Origin of the sequence: Candidimonas sp. SYP-B2681, assembly GCF_003971065.1 — a bacterium.
Lineage (GTDB): Bacteria > Pseudomonadota > Gammaproteobacteria > Burkholderiales > Burkholderiaceae_B > Pollutimonas.
Genome location: NZ_RYDV01000015.1, coordinates 1 through 16,193 on the forward strand (window position 1 = coordinate 1; position 16,193 = coordinate 16,193).

Annotated in this window: 12 protein-coding genes, 1 tRNA gene and 1 pseudogene; all 14 read right to left on the bottom strand. The window is 54.6% G+C overall.

The genetic code is table 11. The features are described 5' to 3' along the window. A partial coding sequence (locus EKL30_RS18510; protein WP_233583034.1) for a GTP-binding protein occupies positions 1 to 176 on the bottom strand: 176 nt, incomplete at its 3' end. Positions 177 to 252: 76 nt separating this feature from the next. Next, on the bottom strand, positions 253 to 2,355 hold the full coding sequence (gene fusA / locus EKL30_RS18515) for an elongation factor G (protein ID WP_126708733.1): 2,103 nt from the start codon (positions 2,353 to 2,355) through the stop codon (positions 253 to 255). A gap of 15 nt (positions 2,356 to 2,370) precedes the next feature. Then, positions 2,371 to 2,841 (bottom strand): 30S ribosomal protein S7, encoded by a 471-nt coding sequence (gene rpsG, locus EKL30_RS18520; RefSeq protein ID WP_126708734.1) that lies wholly within the window; start codon positions 2,839 to 2,841, stop codon positions 2,371 to 2,373. 137 nt (positions 2,842 to 2,978) lie between these two features. Continuing rightward, positions 2,979 to 3,356, bottom strand: coding sequence for a 30S ribosomal protein S12 (gene rpsL / locus EKL30_RS18525; RefSeq protein WP_073110196.1), 378 nt, complete (start codon positions 3,354 to 3,356; stop codon positions 2,979 to 2,981). Positions 3,357 to 3,892: 536 nt separating this feature from the next. Further along, positions 3,893 to 8,140: a DNA-directed RNA polymerase subunit beta' gene (gene rpoC / locus EKL30_RS18530; RefSeq protein WP_126708735.1), complete on the bottom strand. Its 4,248-nt coding sequence runs from the start codon at positions 8,138 to 8,140 to the stop codon at positions 3,893 to 3,895. After that, a complete protein-coding gene (rpoB, locus tag EKL30_RS18535; protein WP_126708736.1) occupies positions 8,140 to 12,252 on the bottom strand; it encodes a DNA-directed RNA polymerase subunit beta in 4,113 nt (1,370 codons plus the stop codon). The genes rpoC and rpoB overlap by 1 nt, the downstream gene beginning before the upstream one ends. Positions 12,253 to 12,412: 160 nt before the next feature. Continuing rightward, positions 12,413 to 12,787: a 50S ribosomal protein L7/L12 gene (rplL, locus tag EKL30_RS18540; RefSeq protein ID WP_126708737.1), complete on the bottom strand. Its 375-nt coding sequence runs from the start codon at positions 12,785 to 12,787 to the stop codon at positions 12,413 to 12,415. 72 nt (positions 12,788 to 12,859) lie between these two features. Then, entirely contained in the window at positions 12,860 to 13,384 is a 525-nt protein-coding gene (gene rplJ / locus EKL30_RS18545; RefSeq protein WP_126708738.1) for a 50S ribosomal protein L10, read from the bottom strand. 257 nt (positions 13,385 to 13,641) lie between these two features. Then, entirely contained in the window at positions 13,642 to 14,337 is a 696-nt protein-coding gene (gene rplA / locus EKL30_RS18550; protein WP_126708739.1) for a 50S ribosomal protein L1, read from the bottom strand. 1 nt (position 14,338) lies between these two features. Further along, a complete protein-coding gene (gene rplK, locus EKL30_RS18555; protein WP_126708740.1) occupies positions 14,339 to 14,770 on the bottom strand; it encodes a 50S ribosomal protein L11 in 432 nt (143 codons plus the stop codon). 70 nt (positions 14,771 to 14,840) lie between these two features. Continuing rightward, positions 14,841 to 15,374: a transcription termination/antitermination protein NusG gene (nusG, locus tag EKL30_RS18560; protein ID WP_126708741.1), complete on the bottom strand. Its 534-nt coding sequence runs from the start codon at positions 15,372 to 15,374 to the stop codon at positions 14,841 to 14,843. A gap of 9 nt (positions 15,375 to 15,383) precedes the next feature. Then, complete coding sequence (gene secE / locus EKL30_RS18565; RefSeq protein WP_126708742.1) at positions 15,384 to 15,764, bottom strand: preprotein translocase subunit SecE; 381 nt, start codon at positions 15,762 to 15,764, stop codon at positions 15,384 to 15,386. Positions 15,765 to 15,813: 49 nt separating this feature from the next. After that, positions 15,814 to 15,889: transfer RNA gene (locus tag EKL30_RS18570), tRNA-Trp, on the bottom strand. Between the two features lie 97 nt (positions 15,890 to 15,986). Next, positions 15,987 to 16,193, bottom strand: a pseudogene (gene tuf / locus EKL30_RS18575) (elongation factor Tu); the annotation flags it as partial.

Consider the following 16,193-nt stretch of genomic DNA (forward strand, 5'->3'; position numbering starts at 1 on the left):
CGTGCTTTTTCTTCAGGGGCCGCGTCAATTTGCGCGTAGCCTTTGGCTTCGCCGCCGAAGGCGGTGGCCAGCACTGTCGTGATCGCAGCCGTCAGCGTAGTCTTGCCGTGGTCAACGTGACCAATCGTGCCTACGTTTACGTGTGGTTTGGTACGTTCGAACTTACCTTTTGCCATGATTTAATCCATCAATGTTTTCAAGGAAACAAAAAAGTTTACCTGCCCACCATACAAGATGGGCAGGACCTATATATTACTTACCGCGAGCGGTAATGACTTCATCAGCTACGTTCTTGGGAGCTTCGGCGTAGTGCTTGAACTCCATCGTGTAGGTCGCGCGACCCTGCGTTTGCGAACGCAATGTCGTCGAATACCCAAACATTTCCGCCAACGGCACTTCTGCCTTGATGATCTTGCCGCCACCGATGATGTCGTCCATACCTTGGACCATGCCACGGCGTGAAGACAAATCGCCCATCACGTTACCAGCATAATCTTCAGGTGTTTCGACTTCCACAGCCATCATGGGCTCGAGCAGCACTGGGCTGGCCTTGCGCATGCCGTCCTTGAATGCCATCGAGGCAGCCATACGGAAGGCGTTTTCGTTCGAGTCGACGTCGTGGTACGAACCAAAGAACAGCGTAACCTTGACGTCAACAACCGGGTAGCCCGCAACCACACCAGCTGGCAAGGTTTCCTGAATACCCTTGTCGACCGCAGGAATGTATTCACGAGGAACCACACCGCCCTTGATCGCGTCGACGAATTCATAACCACCGCCAGGAGGCAAAGGCTCGACCTTGAGCACAACGTGACCGTACTGACCACGACCGCCCGACTGCTTGACGAATTTCCCTTCGATTTCTTCGCAAGTCTTGCGAATCGTTTCGCGGTAAGCCACTTGAGGTTTGCCCACGTTGGCTTCCACACCGAATTCACGGCGCATGCGATCGACCAGCACTTCGAGGTGAAGCTCGCCCATACCCGAAATAATGGTCTGGCCGGATTCTTCGTCGCTGCGTACGCGGAAGGAAGGATCTTCCTGGGCAAGGCGCGACAGCGCAATACCCATTTTTTCCTGGTCGGCTTTGGTCTTGGGCTCGACAGCTTGCGAAATCACGGGCTCTGGGAAGATCATGCGCTCGAGCAAGATGTGCGAATCGAGATCACATAGCGTTTCGCCAGTGGTTACGTCTTTCAGACCCACCACAGCAGCGATGTCGCCTGCCAGAACTTCCTTGATTTCGGCGCGGTTGTTCGCGTGCATCTGCAAAATACGGCCGATACGCTCTTTTTTGCCCTTGATGGGGTTGAAGACCGTTTCGCCCGATTTGAGGACACCGGAATACACACGCACGAAAGTCAGCTGACCCACGAACGGATCGCTCATGAGCTTGAATGCCAATGCCGAGAACTTGGCGTTGTCGTCTGCCGGCAGGCTGACGGCATTGCCTTCATCGTCCATGCCTTCGACCGGAGGAATGTCAATCGGTGAGGGCAGGTAGTCGAGCACGGCGTCGAGCATGCGCTGCACGCCTTTGTTCTTGAACGCTGTACCGCATAGCATTGGCTGGATTTCGCCAGCGATGGTGCGAGTGCGAATACCGAGATTGATTTCGTCTTCTGACAAAGTGCCTGTTTCCAGATACTTGTTCATCAGCTCTTCAGACGATTCCGCAGCCGACTCGAGCAGCTTTTCATGCCATTCGTTGGCCTCGTCGACGAGATCAGCAGGGATGTCGGTGTATTCGAACTTCATGCCCTGGCTGGCTTCGTCCCAGACGATGCCTTTCATTTTGACGAGGTCGACCACGCCCTTGAAAGTGTCTTCTGCGCCGATGGGTATAACGATAGGCACAGGATTGGCTTTCAGGCGCAATTTCAGCTGGTCATAGACCTTGAAGAAATTGGCACCGGTACGGTCCATCTTGTTGATGAACGCGAGACGCGGCACACCGTACTTGTTGGCTTGGCGCCATACGGTTTCCGACTGAGGCTGCACGCCGCCCACAGCGCAATACACCATGCAGGCGCCATCAAGGACGCGCATGGAGCGCTCGACTTCGATAGTGAAGTCGACGTGTCCCGGGGTGTCGATGATGTTAATACGATGCTCGGGGCGATCCGTACTCATACCACGCCAGAATGCCGTGGTAGCAGCCGAAGTAATGGTAATGCCACGCTCTTGTTCCTGCTCCATCCAGTCCATGGTGGCAGAGCCTTCATGGGTTTCGCCAATCTTGTGGTTGACGCCGGTGTAGAACAGGATGCGCTCTGTCGTGGTGGTTTTCCCTGCATCGATGTGCGCAGAGATACCAATATTGCGATAGCGCTCGATTGGGGTTTTGCGGGCCATGATAGTGTCCTTAGATTACCAACGGAAATGGCTGAATGCCTTGTTGGCCTCTGCCATCTTGTGCGTGTCTTCACGCTTTTTCATTGCCCCGCCACGACCTTCGGAGGCGTCAAGCAATTCGCCGGCCAGGCGCAAATCCATCGATTTCTCACCACGCTTCTTGGCTGCTTCACGCAACCAGCGCATGGCCAGTGCCAGGCGGCGCACAGGGCGCACTTCAACTGGAACTTGATAGTTTGCACCACCTACGCGGCGGCTCTTGACCTCAACGAGAGGCTTGATGTTGTTAATGGCGAGATTGAAAACCTCGATAGGCTCTTTGCCAGTTTTAGCCTGAATCTGGGAAAAAGCACCGTAGATGATGCGTTCCGCTACAGCTTTTTTACCAGACAACATAACAACGTTCATGAATTTCGCGAGTTCTACGCTGCCGAATTTTGGATCGGGGAGAATCTCACGTTTGGGGACTTCGCGACGACGAGGCATTTTAACTTCCTTGTGACAGTTCAGTTGAACCGCTTTATGCGGCCACGACCACTTTATTGGAAAGGGTCACTTACATGCTATGGGCGCACGCCCACGGCTGCACTGAGATGACCAGACAGGCTGGACGATGGAATAACTTAGGCTTTTTTCGGGCGCTTTGCACCGTACTTGGAACGCGACTGCTTGCGGTCTTTAACACCTTGCAAGTCAAGCGAACCGCGGACGATGTGGTAACGAACGCCTGGCAAGTCTTTTACACGACCACCACGAACCAGAACGACAGAGTGTTCCTGCAAGTTGTGACCTTCACCGCCGATGTACGAAATAACTTCGAAACCGTTGGTAAGACGAACCTTGGCGACTTTACGCAAAGCCGAGTTAGGTTTTTTAGGGGTAGTGGTGTACACGCGAGTGCAAACACCACGGCGCTGCGGGCAGTTTTCGAGCGCGGGGCTCTTGCTGTTCTCGCGACTTACTTCGCGCGGCTTGCGCACGAGTTGGCTAATGGTTGGCATGACCTTTACGCATCCTGTGTCTTTTACGTATTTTGTACTTGCGTACTGACTAACGTATTTAAATGAGACGCCTGTTGCTATAGTGCCGGCATGGCCGAACACTAATGGAGCCTCAGGCGGTTTTGCGCAAAAACCGCCTGACACGAAAAAACGTAAAAGAGCGGGTCTTGCGGCAATTCTTGCTGGTGTATCTAGCTTTTTCTGCAGATACGGGCAGTCTTGCTAAAGGTATTTTGGCAAATAGACCCTTTAGTAAGCTCGCCATCGTAGCATGCCACCAAAGAAAAGGTCAAGAAATATACTTCACTGCGCTATTTAGCGAAAATCGATGTGGATTCGCGACATAACAGGGGCTTACGCCTAGCCGGAACACATGCTTCCTTGCAAAAGCCCAGCACAAGGGCCTGGCTCAGCACGGGGGCCCGCTTCCAAGCTAGGGCTGCGTAGGGCGGCGCCGGTACACGACATTAACATGTGGGCGGGCAACAAAAAAACCGGGTGCAAGCACCCGGTTTTCTTTACAGCGAACCGTCGATTTACTCTTCGGCTGAACCGGTGACTTCGTCTGACGCAGACTCGTCATGCGCTTCGGCAACTTCAACCGGCGGCGTATCCTCGAAAGGATTCGCCATTGCACGTGCGGCTTGACGTTCGGCCGCTTCATGGGCCTCTTTGTCTTTGCGCGCTATGTGATACGCCATACCCGTACCTGCAGGGATCAGGCGTCCGACAATGACGTTTTCCTTCAAGCCGCGCAGATCGTCTCGCTTGCCCATGATTGCCGCTTCGGTCAGGACCCGTGTGGTTTCCTGGAACGATGCTGCAGAGATGAACGAATCGGTCGACAGCGATGCCTTGGTAATACCCAGCAATACGTTGTCGTAGGTAGCTGGAATCTTGCTTTCGGCTTCCATGCGATCGTTTTCGTTCAGCAATTCGGAGCGCTCGACCTGCTCACCTGTAATGAAGCTGGTGTCGCCAGCATTGGTGATGTTCACACGACGCAACATCTGACGAACAATCACTTCGATGTGCTTGTCGTTGATCTTTACGCCCTGCAAGCGGTAGACGTCCTGGACTTCATTGACGACGTAGCTGGCGAGACGTTCGATACCTTGCAGACGCAGGATATCGTGCGGATCGGCCGGACCATCAACAATCATTTCGCCCTTGTTTACCACCTGGCCGTCATGCACGAGCACCTGCTTTTCTTTAGCAATCAGGAATTCGTGGCTGATGCCGTCGAGGTCGGTAATGACCAGACGCTGTTTGCCCTTGGTGTCCTTACCGAAAGAAACGGTACCTGTAACGTCGGCAAGCATGCCGGCGTCTTTTGGCGAACGCGCTTCGAACAATTCCGCCACGCGGGGCAGACCGCCGGTAATATCGCGAGTCTTTTGCGATTCTTGTGGAATACGCGCCAGAACTTCACCGATGGAAACCTGCATGCCGTCGCGCACGGTGATCAGTGCGCCAACCGGGAAGGTGATGTTTACCGAGTGATCGGTGCCGGCAATCTTGACTTCTTCGCCCGCATCGTTGATGAGCTTGATCTGCGGACGCATCATGATCTTGCCGCCACGTGTCTTGGGCGTAATCACAACTAGCGTCGACAAACCGGTCACTTCATCAAGCTGTCTTGCTACCGTCACGCCCTCTTCGATGTTCTCGAAGCGGACGAGACCGGCATATTCGGACACGATAGGACGGGTCAACGGATCCCAACTGGCCAGACGCTGGCCGGCTTTGACCTGTTCGGAATCGCCCACAGCAATCGTGGCACCGTACGGGATCTTGTGACGTTCGCGTTCGCGGCGATTGTCATCGAATATGACGATTTCGCCTGAACGCGAAATGGCAATCCGGTCGCCCTTGGCGTTGGTAACGTAGCGCAAACCAATCGCAAAGCCAATCGTGCCTGCCGACTTGGTTTCAACCGAGCTGGCCATGGCGGCACGGGACGCCGCACCACCAATGTGGAACGTACGCATCGTAAGCTGCGTGCCTGGTTCCCCAATGGACTGGGCGGCAATAACGCCGATAGCCTCACCGCGGCTGACCATGCTGCCACGACCCAGGTCGCGACCGTAGCAATGGGCACACAATCCGTGACGTGTTTCGCAAGTAAGCGGCGTGCGCACCTTGACTTCATCCACACCCAGGCTGTCGACGTAATCAACCAGGTCTTCATCCAGCAGTGTACCGGCGGTCAACGCCGTTTCCTGAGTCTCAGGGTTGACGATATCGGCGGCCACTACACGACCCAGAATTCGATCGCGCAAAGGCTCAATGACCTCGCCACCTTCGACGATGGCTTTCATCAGGTAGCCACGCGATGTGCCGCAATCGGACATCGTAATGACCAGATCTTGCGTTACGTCTACCAGACGGCGTGTCAGGTAACCCGAGTTCGCCGTTTTAAGGGCGGTATCGGCCAAGCCTTTACGTGCACCGTGAGTGGAAATAAAGTACTGAAGTACGTTAAGGCCTTCACGGAAATTGGCAGTAATAGGCGTTTCGATAATCGAACCGTCAGGCTTGGCCATCAGGCCACGCATACCGGCCAGCTGACGAATCTGAGCCGCTGAACCGCGGGCGCCCGAGTCAGCCATCATGTAGATGGAGTTGAACGATTCCTGACGCACTTCCTCGCCATGACGGTTAATCACGGGCTCGGTGGAAAGCTGTTCCATCATGGCCTTGCCGACCTTGTCGCCAGCCTTGCCCCAGATATCGACCACGTTGTTATAACGCTCTTGCGACGTAACCAGACCCGACGAATACTGTTTGTCGATCTCTTTGACTTCTTTGGTCGCCTGGCTAAGGATTTCTTCCTTGACCGAGGGGATCAGCATATCGCCCATGGCGATGGAAATACCGCCCCGGGTAGCCAAGCGGAAGCCGGCCTGCATCAGCTTGTCGGCGAAAATTACCGTTGCACGCAATCCGCAGCGGCGGAACGACTGATTGATCAGGCGCGAAATTTCTTTCTTTTTAAGCGGACGGTTCAACACCGAAAACGGCAAGCCGTGCGGCAGAATTTCTGACAGCAATGCGCGACCGACTGTGGTCTCGAAACGCTTCAGTAATGGTTGCCATTGGCCCTGCGCGTCTTTTTCGTACTCGTTCAAGCGAACGGTAACGCGACTTTGCAGTTCGACTTCACGGTTGTCATAGGCGCGCTGAACTTCTTCGACGTCCATGAAGAACAGGCCTTCGCCTTTACCGTTCGTACGTTCGCGTGTGGTGTAGTAAAGACCCAGCACGATATCCTGCGACGGCACGATAGACGGTTCGCCATTGGCCGGAAACAGGATGTTGTTCGAGGCCAGCATAAGCGTGCGCGCTTCCAGCTGAGCTTCGAGCGACAGCGGCACGTGAACGGCCATCTGGTCACCGTCGAAGTCGGCGTTGAACGCGGCGCAAACCAGCGGGTGCAGCTGAATGGCCTTACCTTCGATAAGGACCGGTTCGAAGGCTTGAATACCCAGACGGTGCAAGGTAGGGGCGCGGTTCAGCATGACCGGGTGTTCGCGAATGACTTCTTCGAGAATATCCCAGACCACAGGCTCTTGGGTTTCGACCAGCTTCTTGGCCGCCTTGATGGTGGTGGCCAGTCCCATCATTTCAAGACGATTGAAAATGAAGGGTTTGAAGAGTTCCAGTGCCATCAGCTTGGGCAGACCACACTGGTGCAGCTTGAGCTGTGGCCCGACCACGATAACCGAACGACCCGAGTAGTCGACCCGCTTGCCCAGCAAGTTCTGACGGAAACGACCGCTCTTGCCTTTGATCATGTCGGCCAGGGACTTGAGCTGGCGCTTGTTGGCGCCCGTCATGGCCTTGCCGCGGCGACCGTTGTCGAGCAGCGAATCAACCGATTCCTGCAGCATGCGTTTTTCGTTGCGCAGGATAATGTCCGGAGCCTTCAGTTCGAGCAGGCGTTTCAGACGATTATTGCGGTTGATGACGCGGCGATACAGGTCGTTGAGGTCGGAAGTTGCAAAGCGGCCGCCATCGAGCGGTACCAGCGGACGCAGATCAGGTGGCAGTACTGGAAGTACTTCCATGACCATCCATTCTGGCTTAATGCCCGATTTCTGGAAGCCTTCCAAGACTTTCAGACGCTTGGAAATCTTCTTGATCTTGGCATCGGACGATGTCGCTTTGAGCTCGGCACGCAGGACTTCGACATCGCGGTCGATATCAATGGTGCGCAGCAGTTCGCGCACGGCTTCCGCACCCATCAGGGCGTGGAAATCGTCGCCGTACTCTTCAGTCTTGGCCAGGAAGTCGTCATCGGACATGATTTGACCGCGCTTGAGCGGTGTCATGCCAGGTTCGATAACGCACCATGCCTCGAAATACAGTACGCGTTCGATGTCGCGCAAGGTCATGTCGAGCACCATGCCCAGACGCGACGGCAGGCTCTTGAGGAACCAGATGTGCGCTACAGGGCTGGCCAGCTCAATATGGCCCATGCGTTCACGGCGAACCTTGGCAACGGTAACTTCAACGCCGCACTTTTCGCATATAACACCGCGGTGCTTAAGACGCTTGTACTTGCCGCAAAGGCACTCATAGTCTTTGATCGGGCCAAATATTTTGGCGCAGAACAGGCCATCGCGCTCGGGCTTGAAAGTACGGTAGTTGATGGTTTCAGGCTTGCGAACTTCGCCATAGGACCATGACCGCACTTTTTCAGGCGACGCGATGCCGATCTTGATGGCATCGAATTGCTCGTCTTGCGAGACTTGTTTAAACAGATCGAGTAGCGCTTTCATTATTTACGCTCCAAATCCATGTCCAGGGACAGGGATCTAATTTCTTTGACCAGCACGTTAAACGACTCTGGCATACCGGCGTCGATGACGTGGTCGCCCTTGACGATGTTTTCGTACACTTTGGTCCGGCCTGCAATATCGTCAGACTTGACGGTAAGCATTTCCTGCAAGGTATACGCAGCACCGTAAGCTTCGAGCGCCCAGACTTCCATTTCCCCGAAACGCTGTCCACCGAACTGAGCTTTACCGCCCAATGGCTGTTGCGTAACCAACGAATATGGACCAGTAGAACGCGCATGCATCTTGTCGTCAACCAAGTGATGCAGTTTCAGGTAGTGCATGTATCCGATCGTAACTGGACGTTCGAATTGCTCACCCGTCCGACCGTCAACCAGCCATGCCTGCGTACGAGTATCCGTAAGCTTCAAGCGCTCGGCAACGTCGTCCGGATAGGCCAGCTCCAGCATCTTGGAAATTTCTTCTTCCGTTGCCCCGTCGAATACCGGCGTTGCCAGCGGCACGCCATTTTTCAGGTTATGAGCCATTTCGACGACTTCATCGTCGGTGAGTTGGTCAAGGCGGGACGAAGCGCCGGTGCTGTTATAGACCTTCTCGAGATAGGCGCGAATATCCTTGATCTGGACACTCTTTTCATCTTCGAGCATGTCGGCAATGCGATAGCCCACGCCTTTGGCAGCCCAGCCCAAATGCACTTCCAGAACCTGACCCACGTTCATCCGTGAAGGTACGCCCAAGGGGTTCAGAACGATGTCCGCGGGTGTGCCGTCGGCCATGTGTGGCATGTCTTCGATCGGGGTAATGCGCGAAACAACACCCTTGTTACCGTGACGACCGGCCATCTTGTCACCTGGCTGCAAGCGGCGCTTGACGGCAAGGTAAACCTTGATCATCTTGAGCACGCCTGGAGGCAGTTCGTCGCCCTGAGTCAGTTTCTTGCGCTTTTCTTCAAAGGCCAGATCAAATTCGTGACGTTTCTGTTCTACCGATTCCTTGGCCTGCTCAAGCACCAAAGCGTGCGCTTCGTCGGACAAGCGTATGTCAAACCACTGCCAGCGATCCAGGTCGGTCAGGTATTCGGTCGTCAGTTCAGCGCCCTTCGCCAGCTTGCGTGGACCGCCGTTAACCGTTTTGCCGACCAGGAACTTGCCGATACGATCGAAGGTATCGTTCTCGACAATACGCAACTGATCGTTCAGGTCTTGGCGATAGCGGCGCAGCTCGTCGTCAATAATCGACTGGGCACGTTTATCGCGTTCGATCCCTTCGCGGGTAAAGACCTGAACGTCAATGACGGTGCCAACCATGCCCGATGGCACGCGCAGCGATGTGTCTTTGACATCGGAGGCCTTCTCGCCGAAGATGGCGCGCAGCAGTTTTTCTTCCGGAGTCAGCTGGGTCTCGCCCTTTGGCGTGACCTTGCCTACCAGCACGTCGTCGGCGCGGACTTCCGCACCAATATAGACAATGCCGGAATCGTCCAGGCGATTCAACTGAGTCTCAGCCAGGTTACTGATGTCGCGCGTAATTTCTTCAGCGCCAAGCTTGGTATCGCGCGCAACGACCGTGAGTTCTTCGATGTGAATCGACGTGTAGCGGTCGTCTGCAACGATTTTTTCGGAGATCAAGATTGAATCTTCGAAGTTGTAACCGTTCCAGGGCATGAACGCGATAAGCATGTTCTGGCCCAGCGCCAGTTCACCCAGATCGGTCGATGCACCGTCGGCCAGAACGTCGCCACGCGCCACGTGATCGCCACGCTTGACGATAGGACGCTGGTTGATATTGGTGTTCTGGTTGGAACGTGTGTACTTGATCAGATTGTAGATGTCTACACCGACCTGCCCCGCAATGTCTTCTTCGTCGTTGACGCGAATCACCACGCGCTCGGCGTCGACGTGATCCACGATACCACCACGAATCGCCTGCACGGTTGTACCGGAGTCGACGGCAACAGTGCGCTCGATGCCCGTACCGACGAGTGGTTTTTCAGGGCGCAGGCAAGGAACTGCCTGGCGTTGCATGTTGGCGCCCATCAGTGCCCGGTTGGCGTCATCGTGCTCGAGGAACGGAATCAGCGATGCTGCCACTGACACGATCTGCGATGGCGCGACGTCCATGTAGTGCACGTTCGACGGCGCCGTCATGATCGTTTCGCCAGCCTCGCGGCAAGCCACCAGTTCGTCTGCGAAACGGCCTTCGTCGTCAAGCTCGGCGTTAGCCTGGGCAATAACGTAGTGGCTTTCTTCAATCGCCGACAGGTAGTCGATCTGTGTGCTGACCTTGCCGTCGATGATCTTGCGGTAAGGTGTTTCCAGGAAGCCGTACTCGTTCAAACGAGCATACAACGCCATGGAGTTGATCAGACCAATGTTCGGACCTTCCGGTGTTTCAATCGGGCAGACACGACCATAGTGAGTCGGGTGCACGTCTCGCACTTCGAAGCCCGCGCGTTCACGCGTCAGACCGCCAGGTCCCAATGCCGATACGCGACGCTTGTGCGTAATTTCGGACAATGGGTTGGTTTGGTCCATGAACTGCGACAACTGGCTTGAACCGAAGAATTCCTTGATGGCCGCCGAGATAGGCTTGGAATTGATCAGGTCGTGCGGCATGAGATTTTCGGTCTCGGCCTGGCCCAGACGCTCTTTGACGGCGCGCTCGACACGGACCAATCCGGCACGGAACTGATTTTCTGCCAATTCGCCGACACAACGCACACGACGATTGCCAAGGTGATCGATATCGTCGATCTGGCCACGGCCGTTACGAAGCTCGACCAAAACCATGATGGTTTCGAGAATGTCTTCGTTGGTGAGTGTCATGGGACCGGTGATATCTTCACCGTGGCCAAGGCGGCTATTGACCTTCATGCGGCCTACACGCGACAGATCGTATGCATCTTCGCTGTAGAACAGACGCTGGAACAACGCTTCGACGGCGTCCTCGGTAGGAGGCTCGCCGGGGCGCATCATGCGATAAATGGCAACACGAGCCGCCATTTGATCTGCGGTCTCATCGGTACGCAGTGTTTGCGAGATATAGCCGCCACGGTCCAGATCGTTGATGTACAGCGTCTGAATTTCGTGGATATTGGCGGCGCGCAAATCGGCCAGAGTCGATTCGGTGATTTCGTCGTTCGCGTTCGCAATGACTTCGCCCGTTTCGGGATTGATCACGCCCTTGGCAAGCACGCGGCCCAGAAGGAAATCTTCGGGCACGGAAACGCGCTCGACCTTGGCAGCAGCCAGGTCGCGCAGATGTTTCGCGTTGATGCGCTTGTCTTTTTCGACGATAACTTTGCCTTCACGGTCGGTGATGTCAAAGTGAGCAACGTCGCCCTTCCAGCGTTCGGCGACAAATTCCAGCGTGCCGCCTTCCTTATGAACTTCGAAATTGTCGAAATCAGAGAAATACGCCAGGATGGCTTCGGGTGTCATCCCGATCGCTTTCAGCAGGATGGTGACAGGCATTTTGCGACGACGGTCGACACGGAAGAACAGAACGTCCTTGGGATCGAACTCGAAGTCCAGCCACGAACCACGGTAGGGAATTACGCGTGCAGAAAACAGCAGTTTTCCCGAGCTGTGCGTTTTACCGCGATCATGCTCGAAGAACACACCGGGCGACCGGTGCAATTGTGAAACGATAACGCGTTCTGTACCATTAATTACAAAGGAGCCCGTATTGGTCATGAGCGGAATTTCGCCCATGTATACTTCCTGCTCTTTTACTTCCTTTACGGTAGGCTTGCTTACTTCGCGATCCAGAAGGACCAGGCGCACTTTCGCACGCAACGGAGAAGCATAAGTCAGACCGCGAAGTTGACATTCTTTGACGTCAAATACGGGTTCGCCAAGCACGTAGCTGACGAACTCAAGTCGTGCCATCTGATTATGGCTAACGATTGGGAAGATAGAACTGAAAGCCGCTTGCAGGCCTTCATCTTTGCGTTTGGAAGGTGTAGTATCCGCCTGCAGAAATGTTTTAAATGATTGCAGTTGAGTCGCCAAAAGGTAAGGGACGTCCTGGACGTCTTCACGCTTGGCGAAGCTCTTGCGTATGCGCTTTTTTTCGGTGAACGAATAAGGCATGAGCACTCCGACTCGAGGGTTACATGGGCCGTCAACCACGGCCCTGGTTTACGACTCCAGAAAACCCGACTAAGGCAAAAAACAGGCCTGAATCGCGGGTTTTCTGGAAACGCAAAAGCCCGGGAAGGCCTTGGCGCTTCCCGGGCAAGCGAAAACTGACTTATTTAAGTTCAGCTTTTGCGCCAGCTTCTTCAAGCTTTTTCTTGGCAGCTTCAGCATCTGCTTTAGACATGCTTTCTTTAACTGGCTTTGGTGCGCCGTCAACCAGGTCCTTAGCTTCTTTCAAGCCAAGACCAGTGATTTCACGTACGGCTTTAATGACGCTAACTTTGTTTGCGCCGATTTCAGCCAATACCAATGTGAACTCTGTTTGTTCTTCTGCAGCGGCAGCGCCAGCAGCAGGAGCAGCAACAGCGACAGCGGCGGCAGCAGCCGACACGCCAAATTTTTCTTCCATTTCCTTGATCAGCTCGGACAACTCGAGCACGGTCATGCTAGCGATAGCGTCAAGGATTTCAGCTTTGCTTAATGCCATTTTAAAAAACTCCAAATATTGAAAATGCCAGGGTTGGGTGTCGCTCGGTTCGACGAAATCCGAAGGGTCTGCTTAAGCAGTTTCCTTCTGATCGCGCACAGCCGCGAGGCCGCGTACGAACTTGGTGGGAACTTCGTTGAGCGTACGCACAAATTGCGTGACTGGGGCTTGCATCGTACCCATAAGTTTCGAGATCAACTCGTCGCGCGACGGCATGGTGGCCAAGGCCTTCACACCATCTTGGCTCAAGACGTTATTGGGCAATGCCCCGCCTTTGATAACCAGCTTGTCATTGGTCTTTGCGAAACCGGCAAGTACTTTTGCCGCCGAGACCGGATCCGTGCTAAGCGCATAGATTAGCGGACCGGTCAGCTGTGGAGAGAGTTCCTCGAAGGGACTTCCCGCAACAGCACGACGGACCAGCGTGTTTTTAAGGACACGCAGATACACACCCGACTCACGCGCAGTTTTGCGCAATACGGTAACAGAGGCGACGTCCAGACCACGGTACTCAGCGATAATGATCGATTGAGCCTTTGCAACTTGTGCAGTGACTTCCTCGATGACTACCGCTTTCTCTTGACGATTGAGACTCACGGTTTGAACACTCCATCTAAAGACGCATGGGAGGGTCCCTTGCGTCAACCGAATGCGGCGCACCTGGTCGAGTTCTTTAAAAAAACAAGAATTCTTCCATGGGCGCCGTCTGCGCTGGACTCAGTCTGTAAACAGCCTGAAATTAAGCGCTGCCGTTTTGGTACGGATACCGTTCACGGCATTGCTCCAGCGGTCTTTGACAGCAATGTCTGGCGAACCCAGACACGGCCCAAAGTTCTTTTTCCCTGCAGCTTTTATCAAGCCGTCAGGGAAGCTATCTCTACGCGTGCACCGCCGCCCATCGTGGACGAAACGGCTACTTTGCGCAGATACACACCTTTTGCTGCAGTCGGACGCGCCTTGCTCAGGGCATCGACCAGAGCGGTCAGGTTGGATTGCAATTGTTCTACGCCAAACGAGGCGCGACCGATAGTGGCGTGAATGATGCCGGCCTTGTCGGTACGGTACTGCACTTGACCTGCCTTGGCATTCTTGACGGCGGTAACGACGTCAGGAGTCACGGTGCCAACCTTCGGGTTAGGCATCAGGCCGCGAGGACCAAGGATTTGACCCAGGGCGCCGACAACGCGCATGGTGTCTGGCGAAGCAATGACCACGTCGAAATCGATCTGACCGGCCTTGATGGCGTCTGCCAGGTCGTCCAGCCCGACGATATCGGCGCCAGCGGCTTTAGCAGCTTCGGCTTTCTCGCCTTGCGCAAATACAGCCACACGGACCGATTTTCCGGTACCAGCGGGCAGTACAACCGAGCCACGAACCAACTGGTCGGATTTTTTAGGGTCGATCCCTAATTGCACAGCCACGTCGATGGATTCATTGAATTTTGCCGTAGCGGTTTCTTTAACCAGCGCCAAGGCTTCGGCGACAGGATAGAACTTGTTACGGTCGATCTTGGCAGCAATAGCGGCTGCACGTTTGTTCAGCTTAGCCATATTAAACCCCTTCAACCGTAATGCCCATGCTGCGGGCGCTGCCAGTAACCGTACGTACGGCTGCGTCGAGATCGGCCGCCGTCAGATCGGGAGCTTTGGCCTTGGCAATTTCTTCAGCCTGGGCACGCGTCAGAACGCCTACCTTATCCTGGTTCGGACGAGCCGAGCCTTTCTGCAAACCAATGGCCTTTTTGATCAGGACAGTGGCAGGCGGCGTCTTCATGATGAAGGTGAAGCTCTTGTCTGCGTAGGCGGTAATGACCACTGGAATTGGCAAACCTGGCTCGAGGCCTTGGGTTTTGGCGTTGAACGCCTTGCAGAATTCCATGATGTTCAGACCGCGCTGACCCAGCGCCGGACCGATAGGGGGTGAGGGGTTAGCCTTACCAGCTGGTACTTGCAGCTTGATAAAGCCGACGATTTTCTTCGCCATGCTTAGCTCCTTGCGGGTTCAATCACCAGTCGTCATATAAGCGCGACTGGCTCCCCGGGGTTTAAAAAATTCAGGTTTTTTCGACCTGACCAAAATCCAGTTCAACAGGTGTTGCACGTCCGAAAATTGTGACGGACACACGCACCTTGCTTTTCTCGTAGTTGACGTCTTCGACATTGCCGTTGAAATCAGCGAACGGGCCTTCTTTGACACGGACCATTTCGCCGACTTCAAAGAGGACTTTAGGCTTCGGTTTCTCGACGCCCTCTTCCATTTGCGAAAGAATTTTATCGACTTCGCGGTCGGAGATGGGCGCGGGACGGTTACCGGAACCGCCAAGGAAACCGGTAACCCGGTTGGTGTTCTTTACTAAGTGCCAGGTTTCGTCGGTGAGATCCATCTCGACCAATACGTAACCGGGGAAAATGCGTCGTTCAGTAATGGACTTCTTGCCGCCCTTTACCTCGAGGACTTCTTCTGACGGGACCAGGATGCGCCCAAATGACGTTTCTAGACCCGCACGCTCGATGCGCTCGACCAGTGCCTTGTGCACGCTTTTTTCCATTCCGGAATAAACGTGTACGACATACCAACGCTTGCTCATGTGTGCCCTTTATTTCCAGCCTAAAAGCAGGCCGTATATGACCCGCTCCAGACCTTTGTCGACGATCCACAACAAGATACCCATGACCACGACGAACACAAAAACGATGCCCGTCATTTGCGTGGTTTCTTTACGGGTCGGCCAGACAACACGCTTGACTTCGTTATAGGAGTCGCGAGCGAAGCTGATGGTGCGACGTCCGGGTTCGCTGAACCAGGCAATGACAGCAGCGATGACAAGGCTGCCAATAAACACGCCTACGCGCGCAATACCGGGCTGACCTTCGAGCATCGAGTAGCCGACAATGCCGGCCACGATAACAAGCACCGCCAGACCCAGCTTGACGCGATCTGTGGTACTGGTAACGGTTACTATGTTGCTATTCGACATATTCCGGCGAGTGGCGCCGCGATTTGCGGCTGCGATGAAACTGATTGTGTGGCAGGGGCAGTAGGAATCGAACCTACAACCTTCGGTTTTGGAGACCGACGCTCTGCCAATTGAGCTATGCCCCTAGACCCCGAAAGGTGGTGAACCAGTTTTGGCCTCACCACCTTTTAACACTTCCGGCGGAGCAACCCTTTGGGCTTGTCCGCCATACAACTTTACTGCTTATTTGATGATGGTGGCAACGACACCGGCACCGACCGTACGGCCACCTTCGCGAATGGCGAAGCGCAAGCCTTCTTCCATGGCGATTGGGGCAATCAGGCTGACCTTGATCGAGACGTTATCGCCAGGCAGAACCATTTCCTTGTCCGCAGGCAATTCAATCGTGCCGGTGACGTCAGTCGTACGGAAGTAAAACTGAGGACGGTA